The organism is Mycobacterium asiaticum DSM 44297 (genome assembly GCF_000613245.1).
GTDB lineage: Bacteria > Actinomycetota > Actinomycetes > Mycobacteriales > Mycobacteriaceae > Mycobacterium > Mycobacterium asiaticum.
Window position 1 is genome coordinate 2,008,470 of record NZ_HG964936.1, and the last position, 16,466, is coordinate 2,024,935.

Annotated in this window: 14 protein-coding genes and 3 pseudogenes; 12 read left to right on the top strand and 5 right to left on the bottom strand. The window is 66.4% G+C overall.

Translation table 11 applies throughout. The features are described 5' to 3' along the window. Positions 1 to 72 precede the first annotated feature (72 nt). A complete protein-coding gene (locus tag BN972_RS09725) occupies positions 73 to 264 on the top strand; it encodes a helix-turn-helix domain-containing protein (protein WP_036357160.1) in 192 nt (63 codons plus the stop codon). Between the two features lie 59 nt (positions 265 to 323). Here the strand turns inward: BN972_RS09725 and BN972_RS09730 are convergent, their stop codons facing one another. The 3 genes and pseudogenes from BN972_RS09730 to acnA all read right to left on the bottom strand — a co-directional run. Then, complete coding sequence (locus BN972_RS09730) at positions 324 to 899, bottom strand: TetR/AcrR family transcriptional regulator (RefSeq protein WP_036355712.1); 576 nt, start codon at positions 897 to 899, stop codon at positions 324 to 326. A gap of 20 nt (positions 900 to 919) precedes the next feature. Continuing rightward, positions 920 to 1,984: a hypothetical protein gene (locus BN972_RS31165; RefSeq protein ID WP_390176204.1), complete on the bottom strand. Its 1,065-nt coding sequence runs from the start codon at positions 1,982 to 1,984 to the stop codon at positions 920 to 922. Between the two features lie 9 nt (positions 1,985 to 1,993). Beyond that, a pseudogene (gene acnA / locus BN972_RS31170) lies at positions 1,994 to 3,978 on the bottom strand (aconitate hydratase AcnA); the annotation flags it as partial. A gap of 39 nt (positions 3,979 to 4,017) precedes the next feature. On the opposite strand from acnA, the gene BN972_RS09740 reads away from it, so the two are divergent. From BN972_RS09740 to BN972_RS09765, 6 genes are all read left to right on the top strand, one after another. Then, positions 4,018 to 4,572, top strand: coding sequence for an Rv1476 family membrane protein (locus BN972_RS09740; protein ID WP_036357162.1), 555 nt, complete (start codon positions 4,018 to 4,020; stop codon positions 4,570 to 4,572). Between the two features lie 234 nt (positions 4,573 to 4,806). Then, positions 4,807 to 6,234, top strand: a complete 1,428-nt coding sequence (gene ripA / locus BN972_RS09745) for an NlpC/P60 family peptidoglycan endopeptidase RipA (RefSeq protein WP_036355715.1) — start codon at positions 4,807 to 4,809, stop codon at positions 6,232 to 6,234. A gap of 9 nt (positions 6,235 to 6,243) precedes the next feature. Next, the gene (ripB, locus tag BN972_RS09750; RefSeq protein ID WP_036355718.1) at positions 6,244 to 6,963 is read left to right on the top strand and encodes an NlpC/P60 family peptidoglycan endopeptidase RipB; all 720 of its coding nucleotides are present in this window, start codon (positions 6,244 to 6,246) and stop codon (positions 6,961 to 6,963) included. A 131-nt stretch (positions 6,964 to 7,094) separates the two neighbouring features. Next, positions 7,095 to 8,219 carry a chaperone MoxR1 gene (gene moxR1 / locus BN972_RS09755; RefSeq protein ID WP_036355719.1) on the top strand — a complete coding sequence of 375 codons (1,125 nt, stop codon included), beginning with the start codon at positions 7,095 to 7,097 and terminating at the stop codon, positions 8,217 to 8,219. A 32-nt stretch (positions 8,220 to 8,251) separates the two neighbouring features. Further along, positions 8,252 to 9,163, top strand: coding sequence for a DUF58 domain-containing protein (locus BN972_RS09760; protein WP_080696752.1), 912 nt, complete (start codon positions 8,252 to 8,254; stop codon positions 9,161 to 9,163). A gap of 31 nt (positions 9,164 to 9,194) precedes the next feature. Further along, positions 9,195 to 10,202 (top strand): VWA domain-containing protein, encoded by a 1,008-nt coding sequence (locus BN972_RS09765; RefSeq protein WP_036355725.1) that lies wholly within the window; start codon positions 9,195 to 9,197, stop codon positions 10,200 to 10,202. Between the two features lie 17 nt (positions 10,203 to 10,219). On the opposite strand, the pseudogene BN972_RS09770 reads toward BN972_RS09765, so the two are convergent. Then, positions 10,220 to 11,132 (bottom strand): annotated as a pseudogene (locus BN972_RS09770) (hypothetical protein). Positions 11,133 to 11,284: 152 nt separating this feature from the next. On the opposite strand from BN972_RS09770, the gene fabG1 reads away from it, so the two are divergent. From fabG1 to BN972_RS09785, 3 genes and pseudogenes are all read left to right on the top strand, one after another. Continuing rightward, on the top strand, positions 11,285 to 12,040 hold the full coding sequence (fabG1, locus tag BN972_RS09775) for a 3-oxoacyl-ACP reductase FabG1 (protein WP_036355729.1): 756 nt from the start codon (positions 11,285 to 11,287) through the stop codon (positions 12,038 to 12,040). 33 nt (positions 12,041 to 12,073) lie between these two features. Next, positions 12,074 to 12,883, top strand: coding sequence for an NADH-dependent enoyl-ACP reductase InhA (inhA, locus tag BN972_RS09780; RefSeq protein ID WP_036355732.1), 810 nt, complete (start codon positions 12,074 to 12,076; stop codon positions 12,881 to 12,883). 5 nt (positions 12,884 to 12,888) lie between these two features. After that, positions 12,889 to 13,921 (top strand): annotated as a pseudogene (locus BN972_RS09785) (ferrochelatase). On the opposite strand, the gene BN972_RS09790 reads toward BN972_RS09785, so the two are convergent. Next, positions 13,887 to 14,801, bottom strand: a complete 915-nt coding sequence (locus tag BN972_RS09790; protein ID WP_036357164.1) for a hypothetical protein — start codon at positions 14,799 to 14,801, stop codon at positions 13,887 to 13,889. The pseudogene BN972_RS09785 and the gene BN972_RS09790 overlap by 35 nt on opposite strands. 58 nt (positions 14,802 to 14,859) lie before the next feature. Between BN972_RS09790 and BN972_RS09795 the strand changes: the two genes are divergently transcribed. Both BN972_RS09795 and BN972_RS09800 read left to right on the top strand, forming a co-directional pair. After that, positions 14,860 to 15,294 carry an NfeD family protein gene (locus tag BN972_RS09795; protein WP_036357167.1) on the top strand — a complete coding sequence of 145 codons (435 nt, stop codon included), beginning with the start codon at positions 14,860 to 14,862 and terminating at the stop codon, positions 15,292 to 15,294. A 21-nt stretch (positions 15,295 to 15,315) separates the two neighbouring features. Next, positions 15,316 to 16,458, top strand: a complete 1,143-nt coding sequence (locus BN972_RS09800; protein ID WP_036355738.1) for an SPFH domain-containing protein — start codon at positions 15,316 to 15,318, stop codon at positions 16,456 to 16,458. Positions 16,459 to 16,466 lie beyond the last annotated feature (8 nt).

Consider the following 16,466-nt stretch of genomic DNA (forward strand, 5'->3'; position numbering starts at 1 on the left):
TTCGGCAAAAGCATCCCGAACTCGCCGCCGGATTCTTACCCTGAATGCCAGGGGATAGCCGTGGAGGTTCCGATGCGGAGGTCGAAGAAGACCCGCGAGGAGATGTTGCAGGAGTTGCGCAACGCCTACGAAAGGGGCGCCAGCATCCGCAACCTGGCGGCTACTACCGGTCGGTCCTACGGGTCGGTCCACAGCATGCTGCGCGAGTCGGGCACCACGATGCGCAGCCGCGGCGGGCCGAACCACCGCGCCCGGCCCCGCTGAACGCGGCGTAGCGCGACTGCGAGAATCCCTTTGCTCGCAGTAGCGCTGCGCTCGTCCGCTCAATCGGTCAAATCGGTTGTGCGCACGGAATTTTCGACCAGATCCAGCACGGCTGCCAGGCGCTGCGGATCTTCCCCGGAAGCCAAGCGGGCCACCAACCCGTCCAGCACCAGATCCAGGTAACAGTGCAGGACGTCACTGGGCACGTCGTCGCGCACCCGTTTGGCCTCCTTCTGGCGGCGCAGCCGTTCGGTGGTCGCGGCGGCGAGTTCGGCCGACCGCTCGGCCCAGCCGCGGCTGAACTCCGGATCGTGCCGCAGCTTGCGGGCAATCTCCAGGCGAGTGGCCAACCAGTCGAATTGTTCGGGCGTGGCAAGCATGTTGCGCATCACCTGAATCAGCCCCTCGCGCGACGCGACTTCCGCCATCCGCTGGGTGTCCTCGCGCGCCAGCGCGAAGAACAGAGCGTCCTTGTCACGGTAGTGGTGGAAGATCGCGCCGCGCGACATCCCGATCGCCTGCTCCAACCGTCGCACCGTGGCTTGGTCGTAGCCGTACTCGGCGAAACAGCGGCGGGCACCGTCGAGGATCTGACGGCGCCGGGCCTCCAGATGGTCCTCGCTGACTTTGGGCACGAGCGGGCGTGGTGTGGACGCTAGCCAGACTTGAGCATGTTCCGCAGCACGTACTGCAGGATGCCGCCGTTGCGGTAGTAGTCGGCCTCTCCGGGTGTGTCGATCCGCACCACGGCGTCGAACTCGACCGGGTCTCCGGAGTCCTTGCTGGCCTTGACCTTCACCGTCTTCGGTGTCTTACCGTTGTTGAGCTCCTCGATACCGGTGATGTCGAACACCTCGGTCCCGTCGAGTCCCAGGTCCTTGGCAGACTTGCCGTCCGGGAACTGCAGCGGGATCACGCCCATGCCGATGAGGTTGGAGCGGTGGATGCGCTCGAACGACTCGGCGATCACCGCGCGCACCCCGAGCAGCCGCGTCCCCTTGGCCGCCCAGTCCCGCGACGATCCGGACCCGTACTCCTTGCCGCCCAGCACCACCAGCGGAATGTCCTGCGCCGCATAGTTTTGCGCCGCGTCGTAGATGAAGGCCTGCGGCGCATCGTCCTGCGTGAAGTCACGGGTGTAACCGCCCGAAACGTCATCCAACAGCATGTTGCGCAACCGGATGTTGGCGAACGTGCCGCGGATCATCACCTCGTGGTTGCCGCGTCGGGAACCGAAGGAGTTGTAGTCCTTGCGCTCCACGCCGTGCTCGTCGAGGTACTGCGCGGCCGGGGTGCCCGGCTTGATGCTGCTGGCGGGGGAGATGTGGTCGGTGGTCACCGAATCACCCAGCAGCGCAAGCACTCTGGCGCCGGTAATGTCGGCCACCGGCTCGGGCTCGGCGGGCATGCCGTCGAAGTACGGAGGCTTGCGCACATACGTCGAGTCCGGGTCCCACTCGAAGGTGTTGCCGCTCGGCGTGGGCAGGTTCTGCCACCGCTCGTCACCCTTGAACACGTCGGCGTAGTTACTGGTGAACATCTCCTGGTTGATCGCCGAGGCGATGGTGTCCGAGACGTCCTTCTGCGACGGCCAAATGTCCTTCAGGAAGACGTCATTGCCGTCTTTGTCTTTGCCCAGCGGGTCGGATTCGAAGTCGAAGTCCATGGTGCCGGCCAGGGCGTAAGCGACCACCAACGGCGGCGATGCCAGGTAGTTCATCTTTACGTCCGGATTGATCCGACCTTCGAAGTTCCGGTTGCCGGACAGTACCGCGGCCACGGAGAGGTCGTTGTCGTTGACCGCCTTGGAGATCTCGTCGGGCAGTGGACCGGAGTTACCGATGCAGGTGGTGCAGCCGTAACCCACCAGGTAGAAGCCGAGCTTCTCCAGATACGGCCATAGGCCTGCTTTTCGTAGTAATCGTTGACGACCTGAGAGCCCGGCGCCATGGTGGTCTTCACCCACGGCTTGGAGGCCAGGCCCTTCTCGACGGCGTTGCGGGCCAGCAGCGCCGCGCCCAGCATCACCTCGGGGTTGGACGTGTTGGTGCACGACGTGATGGCGGCGATCACCACAGCGCCGTGGTCGAGCACGAATTCGCCACGCTCGTCGGACTTCACCGTCACCGGGTTGCTCGCCCGGCCCTTGGCGTTCTGGGCGGCGGAGAACACCTCGGGCTTGTCGTCGGCGTGCCCGTTCTGCGGCTGGCCGGGGTCGCTGGCCGGGAAGGACTCGTCGACCGCCTCGTCCAGCTTGGAGTAGTCCTTCTTGTCGGGGTCGTCGCCGACGTAGTTCGGAATCTGTTCCCGGAACGCCGTTTTCGCCGCAGACAGTGCGATCCGGTCCTGCGGCCGCTTCGGTCCGGCGATCGAGGGAACCACTTCGGACAGGTCCAGCTCCAGGTACTCGGAGAACGCCGGCTCGCGCTCGGGGTTGTGCCACAGGCCCTGTTCCTTGGCGTAGGCCTCGACCAGCGCCAGTTGCTCCTCGCTGCGCCCGGTGAACTTCAGGTAGTCGATGGTCTCCTGATCGATCGGGAAAATCGCTGCGGTGGAGCCGAATTCGGGGCTCATGTTGCCCAGGGTGGCGCGGTTGGCCAACGGCACCTCGGCTACGCCCTCGCCGTAGAACTCGACGAACTTGCCGACGACACCGTGCTTACGCAGCATCTCGGTGACGGTGAGCACCACGTCGGTGGCGGTGACACCCGGCTGGATCTCACCAGTCAGCTTGAACCCGACGACGCGCGGGATCAGCATCGACACCGGCTGGCCGAGCATCGCCGCCTCGGCCTCGATGCCGCCGACACCCCAGCCCAGGACGCCGAGGCCGTTGACCATGGTGGTGTGGCTGTCGGTGCCGACACAGGTGTCGGGGTAGGCCTGTCCATTGCGGGTCATCACCACGCTTGCCAGGTACTCGATGTTGACCTGGTGCACGATGCCGGTGCCCGGGGGAACCACCTTGAAGTCGTCGAAAGCGCCCTGGCCCCAACGCAGGAACTGGTAACGCTCGCCGTTGCGCTCGTATTCGATCTCGACGTTGCGCTCGAACGCGTCGGCGGTGCCGAAGAGGTCGGCGATCACCGAGTGGTCGATCACCAGGTCGGCCGGCGCCAGCGGGTTGACCTTGTCGGGGTCACCGCCCAGGTCGCCGACGGCCTCGCGCATGGTGGCCAGGTCCACGATGCACGGCACTCCGGTGAAGTCCTGCATGACCACCCGGGCCGGCGTGTACTGGATTTCGATGCTCGGTTCGGCTTCGGGGTCCCAGTTCGCGATGGCCTCGATGTGTTCCTTGGTGATGTTGCTGCCGTCCTCGTTGCGCAGCAGATTCTCGGCCAGGACCTTGAGGCTGTAAGGGAGTTTCTCCGTGTTGGGGACGGCGTCGAGACGATAGATCTCGTAGCTGTTGTCACCGACCTCAAGGGTGTCGCGGGCTTCGAACGAATTCACCGAACCTTTGCTAGTCACATCAACTCCCTGGATTAAGTTCTCTTCGCCGACGGGCCGTGTCGAACGAATGCGGTGCCACTTTAACAGTACGCTTGTCCTGCAATACGCAGCACCCGTACCGGCCAGTCTTGTCCTGTCGGCTCGGCCTGGGAAGCCCGGGTCTACTGCGGCCGACCCGCACCCGCCCGTCGCGCCGACCGATACGCCGACCGGGGCGCCGAGCGTCACACTAGAGTGACGGCGGTAGCCGAGCGCCACGCCAGCGTGACGTTCGGGCTGAGAGGAGCGACGACGACGATGACCAACCCGCCGCAGACGATCCCGTTTCTGCCGGAATACATTCCGCAGGACGTGGACATCGAGTCGATCAAGGCACAGGTCGCCGTCGACGGGGTCGCGGCGGCGCCGGCGGCCGAGCCCGGTCTGCTCGAGGTGGTCAACCAGGCTCGCGGCGATGGCATCAATCTCAAGATCGTGCTGCTCGACCACAACCCGCCCAGCGACACCCCGCTGCGCGACATCGCGACCGTCGTTGGCGCCGACCACCCCGATTCGACGGTGCTGGTGCTCAGCCCGAGCTATGTCGGCAGCTACAGCTCGCACTACCCGCGCGTGACACTCGAGGCCGGTGAAGACCACTCCAAAACCGGCAATCCCACCCAGTCCGCGCAGAACTTCCTGAACGAACTCAACACCCCCGAGTTCCCCTGGGCGGCGTTGACGATCGTCCTGCTGATCGTGGTGTTTGCTGCCGCCGTCGTCGGGCGCGTCATGCAGCTCCGCAACAGGCAGCCAGCAACGCCGGACGCCCCGGCAGAGATCGCTGCGGACGCACAAAACCCGAGCGTCTAGCGAGCTCACCGCTCTTTTTGTGCTGCCACTGCAGTACGTCAGCCGCTAGTGCGGCAAACCCACCAGGTCACTGTTGGGTCACAGTAAACGCACTTCCAGAGTGCAATTTGTGACTTGCGTTTCTTTAGGGACAGCTGTGACGTACGGTGCGAATGATGCTTGTGATGCTAATGGCGCTACCAGTGCATTCCGGCGCCGTCCGTCCGATATGAGCCCCAAGGAGATCGACGTCGTATGAGACGGACAAGCCCCAGCTCCGCTACGCGAACCGCCGCCCGGCTGATACGACCAGCCGTCCCGGTGGTAATGAGCGCGGCGTTGCTGTTCTGCACGCCCGAGCTCGCCACCGGGGTCGCCTGGGCAGATCCCGCCGCTGATTCGATGGCGGTTCTGATCGCCAATGTTGCCAAGGCCAGCCAGCGCCTGGAAGATCTGAGCGCGGCAGTAGAGATGGAGCAGGAGAGCGTCAACAAGGCGTTGGTGGCCGTCGAGGACGCCCGCGAACACGCCGAGGTGGCCGGCCGGGAACTCGAGGCCACCCAGCAGTCGGTCAAGGACGCGACCGCCGCGATCGCCGCGGCCCAACAGCGGTTCAACACCTTCGCCGCGGCCACTTATATGAACGGTCCCTCGGACGGCTACCTCACTGCGCGCAGCCCCGAGGACATGATCGCCGCTGCGACCGCCACCCGGACCATGGCCGCCAGTGCCGCGGCCGTGATGGCCAAGCTGGAGCGGGCCCGCACCGAACAGCTGAACAAGGAATCGGCTGCGCGGATGGCCAAGGAGAAAGCCGACAAGGCCGCCGCGGACGCCAGGGCCAGCCAGGACGCGGCGGCGGCCGCGCTCAGCGAGACTCGGCGCAAGTTCGACGAGCAGCGCGAGGAAGTCAACCGCGTCGCCGCCGAACGCGAACAGGCCGAAGCCAAGCTGCAGCAGGCCCGACTGGTGGCGTGGCAGGCCGCCGGCGGGCAGGGCACGCCGCCGAACGGCATGTGGGACTCCGCCGACGGCCCGGGCGGCGGGCGCCGCTGGGACGGCTGGGACCCCACCCTGCCGCAGGTCCCCAGCGCCAACATCCCCGGCGACCCGATCGCCGTCGTGAACCAGGTGCTCGGGTATTCGGCAACGTCGGCGCAGGTCACCGCCCAGATGGGGCGCAACTTCCTGCAGCAGTTGGGGATCCTTAAGCCCGACGACACCGGCATCACCAACGCGCCTTCCGGAGCGAGGTCGGGCCGGATCCCTCGGGTCTACGGCCGACAGGCCTCCGAGTACGTCATCCGTCGCGGCATGTCCCAGATCGGTGTGCCGTACTCCTGGGGTGGCGGCAACGCCGCCGGCCCCAGCAAAGGAATCGACTCCGGAGCCAGCATCACCGGCTTCGACTGTTCGGGCCTGGTGCTGTACTCGTTCGCCGGAGTGGGCATCAAGCTGCCGCACTACTCCGGCTCGCAGTACAACCTCGGCCGCAAGATCCCGACCGCTCAGATGCGCCGCGGCGACGTCATCTTCTACGGACCGGGCGGCTCTCAGCACGTGACCATCTACCTCGGCGACGGCCAGATGCTCGAGGCGCCCGACATCGGTCTGAAGGTCCGGACCGCCCCCGTGCGCACCAGCGGTATGACGCCCTTCGTAGTCCGCTATATCGAGTATTAACGAGGTTTCATGCGTCACAAGCGAATTCGTTTCTCCATAGCCTGGATCACCGTGTTGGTGACCGGGCTTTTGCTCACTGTGGCCGCCCCGGCCACGGCCGACCCGGGCGAATGGGACCCGACGCTGCCGGCGGCGATCAGCGCCGGCGCTCCCGGCGACCCGCTCGCGGTCGCCAACGCCTCGCTGCAGGCCACCGCTCAAGCCACCCAGACCACCCTCAACCTGGGTCAGCAGTTCCTCAGCGGGTTGGGCATCAACCTGGGCGGCCCCGCCGCGCCGGCCGCGTCGACCAACACCAGCGGCAGCCGCATCCCGCGGGCAAACGGCAGGCAGGCCATCGAGCACGTGATCAAGCGCGCCGGGTCGCAGATGGGCGTGCCGTACTCGTGGGGCGGGGGCTCGCTGGAGGGGCCCAGCAAGGGCGTGGACTCCGGGGCCAACATCAACGGCTTCGACTGTTCGGGGTTGATGCGGTACGCGTTCGCCGGCGTCGGTGTGCTGATCCCGCGGTTCTCCGGCGACCAGTACAACGCCGGGCGCCACATTCCGCAGAACGAGGCCCGACGCGGCGACCTCATCTTCTATGGGCCGAACGGCAGCCAGCACGTCACCATGTATCTGGGCAACGGGCAGATGTTGGAGGCTTCCAGCCTGGCCGGCAAGGTCACCATCAGCCCGGTGCGCAAGCCCGGGATGACGCCCTATCTGACTAGGATCATCGAGTACTGAGCCGGGTGGGCTGCTTGACCGTGCGTCGACGGATCCCCAGACGCCTGGAATAGTTGAACGCGGGCACGTCGCTGCCCGGTGACATTAGTCGGGTCGGCAGTCGTGTCGGGATGAGCTGTGGAGGGTTGTTGATGACATCAGCAGGAGGCGGTTACCCGGGTCCGGGTGGGCATTCGGCCCCGCCGACCCAGGAGGCGCACGTAGGTGGCTCTCCAGGCGGCGCGGATGGCCTGGCCGCCGAGGTACACACCCTCGAGCGGGCCATCTTCGAGGTCAAACGGATCATCGTCGGCCAGGACCAGCTGGTGGAGCGCATGCTGGTCGGACTGCTGGCCAAGGGGCACGTGCTGCTCGAAGGTGTGCCCGGCGTCGCCAAGACCCTGGCGGTGGAGACCTTCGCGCGCGTGGTCGGCGGGACCTTCGCCCGTATCCAGTTCACCCCGGACCTGGTGCCCACCGACATCGTCGGTACCCGGATCTACCGGCAGGGCAAGGAGGAGTTCGACACCGAACTCGGCCCGGTGGTGGTCAACTTCCTGCTCGCCGACGAGATCAACCGTGCCCCGGCGAAGGTGCAGTCGGCGCTGCTCGAGGTGATGGCCGAACGCCACGTGTCCATCGGCGGTAAGACCTTCCCGCTGCCCAATCCGTTCCTGGTGATGGCAACCCAGAACCCGATCGAGCAGGAGGGTGTCTACCCGCTGCCCGAGGCGCAGCGCGACCGCTTCTTGTTCAAGATCAACGTGGGCTACCCGTCCCCCGAGGAGGAGCGGGAGATCATCTACCGGATGGGTGTGACCCCGCCGCAGCCCAAGCAGATCCTCAACACCGGCGACCTGTTGCGCCTGCAGACCGTCGCCGCCAACAGCTTCGTGCACCACGCGCTGGTCGACTACGTCGTCCGGGTGGTGACCGCGACGCGGCACCCCGAGCAGCTGGGCATGAACGACGTCAAGACCTGGATCGCGTTCGGCGCTTCACCGCGTGCCTCGCTGGGCATCATCGCCGCGTCCCGGGCCCTGGGGCTGGTGCGCGGGCGTGACTACGTGATCCCGCAGGACATCATCGACGTCATCCCCGACGTGCTGCGGCACCGGTTGGTACTGACCTACGACGCGCTCGCCGACGAGATCACCGCCGAGACCGTTATCAACCGAGTCCTGCAGACGGTGGCCCTGCCGCAGGTGAACGCTGTTCCGCAGCAAGGACATTCGGTTGGCCCGGTGATGCAGGGCGCCGCGGTGGGCGGTCGGTGACAGATAAGAAGGCGGTTCGCCATCCGCCCTCGATGCTGCGCGGCACCATCGACGACCCGAAGTTGTCGGCGGCGCTGCGTACCCTCGAACTGACCATCAACCGCAAGCTGGACGGCATCCTGCACGGCGACCACCTCGGTCTCATCCCGGGTCCGGGCAGCGAACCGGGGGAGTCGCGGGTTTACCAGCCGGGCGACGATGTGCGCCGGATGGACTGGGCCGTCACCGCCCGTACCACCCACCCCCACGTTCGGCAGATGATCGCCGACCGCGAGCTGGAGACCTGGCTGGTGGTCGACATGTCGGCCAGCCTGGACTTCGGCACGTCCACGTGCGAGAAGCGGGACCTGGCGGTGGCGGCCGCGGCGGCAATCTGTTTCCTCAACGTCGGCGGCGGCAACCGGCTGGGTGCGCTGATCTCCAACGGCGACAACATGATTCGTGTGCCGGCCCGGTCCGGTAGGGAGCATGTACACACCTTGCTGCGCACCATCGCGACCACCCCCAAGGCGCCAGTCGGGGTGCGCGGTGACCTCGCCGCGGCCATCGACGCCCTGCGCCGACCGGAACGGCGTCGCGGTATGGCGGTCATCATCAGCGACTTCCTCGGGCCGATCAATTGGATGCGCCCGCTGCGCGCGATCGCGGCCCGCCACGAGGTGCTGGCCATCGAAGTGCTTGATCCGCGTGACGTCGAACTACCCGATATCGGCGACGTGGTGCTGCAGGACGCCGAATCCGGCGCCGTGCGCGAATTCACGATCGACACGCAGCTGCAAACCGATTTCGCCAAAGCCGCGGCCAAGCACCGCGACGACGTGGCTCGCACCATCCGTGGCTGCGGAGCACCGGTGATGACGCTGCGCACCGACCGTGACTGGATCGCCGACATCGTTCGTTTCATCTCCTCCCGCCGGCGTGGGGCGATGGCGGGACGCCGGTGACCGAATTGCTCACCTTTAAGACGGGTCTGTTATGACGTTGCCGTTGCTGGGGCCGATGACACTGTCCGGCTTCGAACACTCATGGTTTTTCCTGTTCCTGTTCGTCGTCGCCGGGCTGGTCGCCCTGTATGTGGTGCTGCAGCTGGCACGGCAGCGGCGGATGTTGCGCTTCGCCAATATGGAATTGCTGGAAAGTGTTGCGCCCAAGCGACCTTCGCGATGGCGGCACGTCCCGGCGATTCTGCTGGCGCTCTCGCTGGTGCTGTTCACCGTGGCGATGGCGGGGCCGACGAACGACGTGCGGATCCCGCGCAACCGCGCGGTGGTGATGTTGGTGATCGACGTATCGCAGTCGATGCGCGCTACCGATGTCGAGCCCAACCGGATGGTCGCGGCGCAGGAAGCGGCCAAGCAGTTCGCCGACGAGCTGACACCGGGGATCAACCTTGGCCTGATCGCCTACGCCGGCACCGCAACCGTGCTGGTCTCGCCCACCACCAACCGCGAAGCCACCAAGGCCGCTCTGGACAAGTTGCAGTTCGCCGACCGCACCGCCACCGGTGAGGGCATCTTCACCGCGCTGCAGGCCATCGCCACCGTCGGCGCGGTGATCGGTGGCGGCGACACGCCACCGCCGGCGCGCATCGTGTTGTTCTCCGACGGTAAAGAGACGATGCCGACCAACCCGGACAACCCCAAGGGTGCCTTCACCGCTGCGCGCACCGCCAAGGACCAGGGCGTGCCCATCTCCACGATCTCCTTCGGCACGCCATACGGTTTCGTCGAGATCAACGACCAGCGCCAGCCGGTGCCCGTCGACGACGAGACGTTGAAGAAGGTTGCGCAGCTTTCCGGCGGAAACGCTTACAACGCCGCGACTTTGGCCGAATTGAAGGCGGTCTACGCCTCCCTGCAGCAGCAGATCGGTTACGAGACCATCAAGGGGGACGCGAGCGTGGGCTGGCTGCGGCTCGGCGCCTTCGTGCTGGCGGTCGCCGGGCTGGCGGCGCTGCTGATCAACCGGCGCCTGCCCACCTAGTTTCCTGGCCGCTGTGCCTACGAGCCGAACCTGGCTGCGATTTCTGGGCGCGGATTCAGCAGTGTGGTTTGGTTCGTGAGCTTGTCGTGGGCCCCTCGCGCCGCTCGGGCCCGCCGCACTCGATCGATGACGTCGTTCGGATGGTCGCCGGCTAACACCCGGACCACGATCCAGCCGTAGCTGTGTGTCACCTTTTCGTGCCGCCGGATGTCCTTCCGAACGTGGTAACGATTGGTCAGGTGGTGGTCGCCGTCGTATTCGGCGGCGACCTTGATGTCCTCCCAGCCCATATCCAAGTACGCCTCTGCCCAACCCCATTCGTTGCACACCGCGATCTGTGTTTGCGGACGCGGAAAGCCCGCGCGGATCAATAGCAGCCGCAACCACGTCTCCTTCGGTGACTGCGCGCCGCCGTCGACCAGGTCGAGAGCAGCTCTGGCGGTCTTGATGCCGCGACGGCCCCGATACCGCTCGACCAAAGCTCGACATCCGCGACCTTGACATCGGTTGCCTGCACCAGGGCGTCGACTGCAGCGACCGCGGTGTCGAGCGGCAACCGGCTGGCGAGGTCCAGAGCGGTCCGCTCGGCAGTCGTGACGCGCATGCCGTCGATCAGGCATATCTCGTCGGGCTCGATGCGGTCTTCCCAGGTCTGAACGCCTGGTTCGCGGCGACTGTTGGCATAGATGATCGACGCCGGGAGGTCGGGGCCGATCCACTTCGCCCCGTGCAGGGCGGACGCCGAATAGCCCGCCAGCACGCCTCGCCCGCGCGAGCGCAGCCACAGCGCCCTAGCCCTCAAGTGTGCGGTCAGTTCGACATCGCGAGGCACGTAGACGTCTTGTGTATCGGCGTAAAACGGCTACGCAGTTGATAGGGCGTCAGCGCGCCCGCAGCCAGGGCGCTGCTGCCCATGAACGGAGCTGTCATGGTCGAAGTGTGCTGCGTCACACTGACAGCGCTCCGCGAACCGAACCGCACGGCGAAATTTCGGGCTGGATGTCGCAGCCTGGTTCGGCTCGCAGGCACAACGCGAACCAGCCGATTTCAAGGCAACCACGGCGAGGCGATAGGTTGACGGGGTGACTGATACAGCCACTGAAGCCGCCCCCGCCGCCGGCAAACCCCCGTTCGTATCGCGTTCAGTCCTGGTCACCGGCGGAAACCGGGGCATCGGACTCGCGATCGCGCAGCGGTTAGCCGCCGACGGCCACAAGGTCGCCGTCACCCACCGCGGATCCGGCGCGCCCGAGGGCCTCTTCGGCGTCGAGTGCGACGTCACCGACAACGACGCCGTTGACCGCGCCTTCAAAGAGGTCGAGGAGCACCAGGGTGCGGTCGAGGTGCTGGTGTCCAACGCCGGCATCTCCGCGGACGCCTTTTTGATCCGGATGACCGAGGAGCGCTTCCAGAAGGTCATCGACGCGAACCTCACCGGCGCGTTCCGGGTGACCCAGCGGGCCTCGCGCAGCATGCAGAAGAAGCGGTTTGGCCGGATCATCTACGTCGGGTCGGTCTCGGGCAGCTGGGGGATCGGCAACCAGGCCAACTACGCGGCTTCCAAGGCCGGCCTGATCGGCATGGCACGCTCGATCTCCCGCGAGCTGTCCAAGGCTGGAGTCACCGCGAACGTCGTCGCGCCCGGATACATCGACACCGAGATGACCCGGTCGCTCGATGAGCGGATCCAAGAAGGGGCATTGCAATTCATTCCGGCCAAGCGGGTCGGCACCGCCGCCGAGGTCGCCGGCGTGGTCAGCTTCCTCGCGTCCGAGGATGCAAGCTATATCGCCGGCGCCGTCATCCCGGTCGACGGCGGCATGGGTATGGGCCACTGATTCCACTCAAGACATAAGGACATTAGGACAGACATGGCAGGACTGCTCGAAGGCAAACGAATCCTGGTCACCGGGATCATCACCGACTCGTCGATCGCGTTTCACATCGCCCGGGTTGCGCAGGAACAGGGCGCTCAGCTGGTGCTGACCGGGTTCGACCGCTTGCGGCTGATCCAGCGCATCGCCGACCGGCTGCCGGAGAAGGCGCCGCTGCTCGAACTCGACGTGCAGAACGAGGAGCACCTGTCCACCCTGGCCGACCGGGTATTGGCCGAGATCGGCGAGGACAACCGGCTCGATGGCGTCGTGCATTCGATTGGGTTCATGCCGCAGACCGGCATGGGCATCAACCCGTTCTTCGACGCGCCCTACGAGGACGTGTCCAAGGGCATCCACATCTCCGCGTTCTCCTACGCATCGCTGGCCAAAGCGTTGCTGCCGATCATGAACCGCGGCGGAGCGATCGTAGGCATGGACTTCGACCCCACCCGCGCGATGCCGGCCTACAACTGGATGACCGTCGCCAAGAGCGCGCTGGAATCGGTCAACCGGTTCGTGGCCCGCGAAGCCGGAAAGGTCGGCGTGCGCTCGAATCTCGTTGCGGCCGGGCCGATCCGGACCCTGGCGATGAGCGCCATCGTCGGCGGCGCGCTCGGTGAGGAGGCCGGAGCCCAGATGAAGCTGCTCGAGGACGGCTGGGACCAGCGTGCCCCGATCGGCTGGGACATGAAGGACCCGACCCCGGTGGCCAAGACGGTGTGTGCGGTGCTGTCCGAATGGTTGCCGGCCACGACGGGCGACATCATTTACGCCGACGGCGGCGCCCACACCCAATTGCTATAAGCATCATGGATTTTGACGCCGTCCTGCTGCTCTCGTTCGGCGGGCCGGAAGGGCCAGAACAGGTACGGCCGTTCCTGGAAAACGTCACCCGGGGCAGGAATGTGCCGCCCGAGCGGCTGGACGACGTCGCCCAGCACTACTTGCATTTCGGGGGCGTGTCCCCGATCAACGGCATCAATCGCGCGCTGATCGGCGAGCTACAGGCCGAGCAGGACCTGCCGGTGTATTTCGGCAACCGCAACTGGGAGCCCTACATCGAAGACACCGTCAAAGCCATGCGCGACAACGGCGTTCGGCGGGCCGCGGTGTTCACCACCTCAGCGTGGAGTGGCTATTCCAGTTGCACGCAGTATGTCGAGGACATCGCACGGGCCCGCGAAGCGGCCGGCCCGGGCGCGCCGGAACTCGTCAAGCTGCGGACCTACTTCGACCATCCGCTTTTCGTCGAGATGTTCACCGAGGCGGTGGCCGCGGCCGCGGCAACCGTGCCCCCGGAGGCCCGGCTGGTGTTTACTGCGCATTCCGTCCCGATCGCGGCCGACCAGCGCTGCGGCCCGAACCTCTACAGCCGCCAAGTCGCTTACGCCGCAAGGCTTGTCGCCTCAGCGGCTGGGTACGACGACTACGACCTGGTGTGGCAGTCCCGTTCGGGGCCACCGCAAGTGCCCTGGCTCGAACCCGACGTCGGGGACCATCTGGCGTCGTTGGCTCAGGCCGGTACCAAAGCCGTAATCGTCTGTCCCATCGGATTTGTCGCCGATCACATCGAGGTGGTCTGGGATCTGGATACTGAGCTGCGGCAGCAGGCCGAGGCGCTGGGCGTCGCATTCGCCCGCGCCACGACACCCAATGCCGATCGCCGATTCGCCAGGCTCGCTGTGGATTTGATCGGTGAACTGCGGGACGGTCGCTCGCCCGCGCGGGTCAGCGCCCCGGACCCGGTACCGGGTTGTCTGGGCAGCGCCAATGGCGAGCGGTGCGGGCCGCCGCATTGCGCCGCTGGCTAATCCGTCCAGGCCGAGTGCAGGATCGCGGTGACCGCCGCCATCCGCGCCGAGCGCACCACGGCGGTCAACGGCCGCAGGGCGTTGGTAGCGATCTGCCCTTCCGAGGACGACTGCGTACCCGCCAATTCCGGTGCGGCGGCCATCCGGTCGGGCAGGCGACTCGACCCGGCGCTGACCGCGATGATCGCATCGACGTGCGCCGCGTTTTCCAGCACCCGCAACGCGCGCGTCGGCGCATGGTCGGGAACCCGGTGCTGGCGCGACGATTCCAGCAGCTGCTCCACCATGCCGCGCGGGTCTTCGATGTCGCTGTTGGCTGAGCCTAGGCCCATGGTGCTCAACGCGTCGGCGGCCGAGCGTACCGCTGACCGCAGGGCGTACTCGGCGTCACCGAGCTCGTGGTGGTCGAACACCGGCGCCGCGGGCAGCGAGTACACCATCCACGTCAGAGCGCACAATTCCGGCACGACGGACTCGTCGTCGATGTCATCGAAGTCGCTGTAGGTGAACTCGGGGACGAGGCCGATCGCCGCGCCGGGTTCGTCGGGGTTGCTGACGATCACCGCTTCGCCCGCGGCCAGCGCGTCGCGCTCGAACTGAGTGCCCGCGGACAGCCCCCGAACGTCGCCGGGCACGGGCAGGACCACGTTGATGGTCCCGCGCAGTCGGCCTGGTGCCGCCGGCGACTTGCGGCCCACCGCCGCGCGCAACGTCTGAAGCAGACACACTGTGCCGGCATCGTTCACGTCCGGCCACGGTAGGCCGGTATGCCCGGCGGCGACGGCATCATACGCGGCGACCGATTGTCTTGGTGCCCATAGGGATAACGCGTCCAAAACGTCGTCGGGCGCAGCCTTGCCCGCGAGCCAGGCGTTGGCCCACATCGACAACGAAACACTCGGGCACCACATGATCTCGCAGTGTAATAGTTCGCCGCTATAAGCGTGGTTCACGCAGTATTCTGTGCGCATGTCCGTGGCGCTGGTCTGGCTGATCGCAGCTTTGCTGCTCGTCGGCGCGGAGGCTCTGACCGGCGATCTGTTCCTGCTGATGCTCGGCGGCGGCGCGCTGGCCGCTTCGGGGAGCAGTTGGCTGACGGACTGGCCGCTGTGGGCCGACGGACTGGTCTTTTTGATCGTCTCGGTGCTGTTGCTGGCAGTGGTACGTCCCGCGTTGCGGCGGCGGCTGTCCTCCGGCAAGGCCGTGAAAATGGGCGTGCAGGCGCTCGAGGGCAAGAGCGCCCTGGTGCTCGACAGGGTTGCCCACGATGCGGGGCAAGTGAAGTTGGACGGCCAGGTGTGGACGGCCCGTCCGCTCAATGCGGGCGACGTGTTCGAACCCGGCGAATCGGTGACCGTGGTGCACATCGACGGTGCCACGGCGGTGGTCTTCAAGGACATCTAGGCGCTCGAGAAAGGGGCTCCGGTGGAAGGTGCAGTTGCAGGTTTGGTGTTCCTCGCCGTCCTGGTCATCTTCGCGATTGTCGTGGTGGCCAAGTCGGTCGCGTTGATACCGCAGGCCGAGGCCGCGGTGATCGAACGGTTGGGTCGCTACAGCCGGACGGTCAGTGGCCAGCTCACGCTGCTGGTGCCGTTCATCGACCGCATCCGCGCCCGGGTCGACCTGCGCGAGCGGGTGGTGTCCTTCCCGCCACAGCCCGTCATCACCGAGGACAACCTGACGCTGAACATCGACACCGTCGTTTACTTCCAGGTCACCGTTCCCCAGGCGGCGGTGTACGAGATCAGCAACTACATCGTCGGTGTCGAGCAACTCACCACCACCACGCTGCGCAACGTCGTCGGCGGCATGACCCTCGAGCAGACGCTGACCTCGCGTGATCAGATCAACGCGCAGTTGCGCGGCGTGCTGGATGAGGCGACCGGTCGATGGGGTCTACGGGTGGCCCGGGTGGAGTTGCGCAGCATCGACCCGCCGCCCTCGATTCAGGCTTCGATGGAAAAGCAGATGAAAGCCGACCGGGAAAAGCGCGCGATGATCCTGACCGCCGAGGGCACCAGGCAGGCGGCGATCATGCAGGCCGAGGGCCAGAAGGCCTCCCAGATTCTGGCCGCCGAGGGCGCCAAGCAGGCGGCGATCCTGTCCGCCGAAGCCGACCGGCAGTCCCGGGTACTGCGCGCCCAGGGTGAGCGGGCCGCCGCGTACTTACAGGCTCAGGGGCAGGCCAAGGCCATCGAGAAGACCTTCGCCGCCATCAAGGCCGGGCGGCCGACGCCGGAGATGCTGGCCTATCAGTATCTGCAAACGCTGCCGGAGATGGCCCGCGGTGACGCCAACAAGGTGTGGGTGGTGCCGAGCGACTTCAATGCCGCCCTGCAGGGGTTCACCCGGCTGCTCGGCAAACCGGGCGAGGACGGGGTGTTCCGGTTCGAGCCGTCTCCGGTCGACGACGCACCGCGGCACTCGGCCGACGACGACGATCCCGAGGTCGCGGACTGGTTCCGCAGCGACGGCGATGCGGCTATCGGGCAGGGGTCCAGGACGGAGGTGTTGCCGGTGAATCCGGCCGAACGTCCGTTGAGCAGTCCGCCCGAGTTGCGTCAATAGAATTCTCC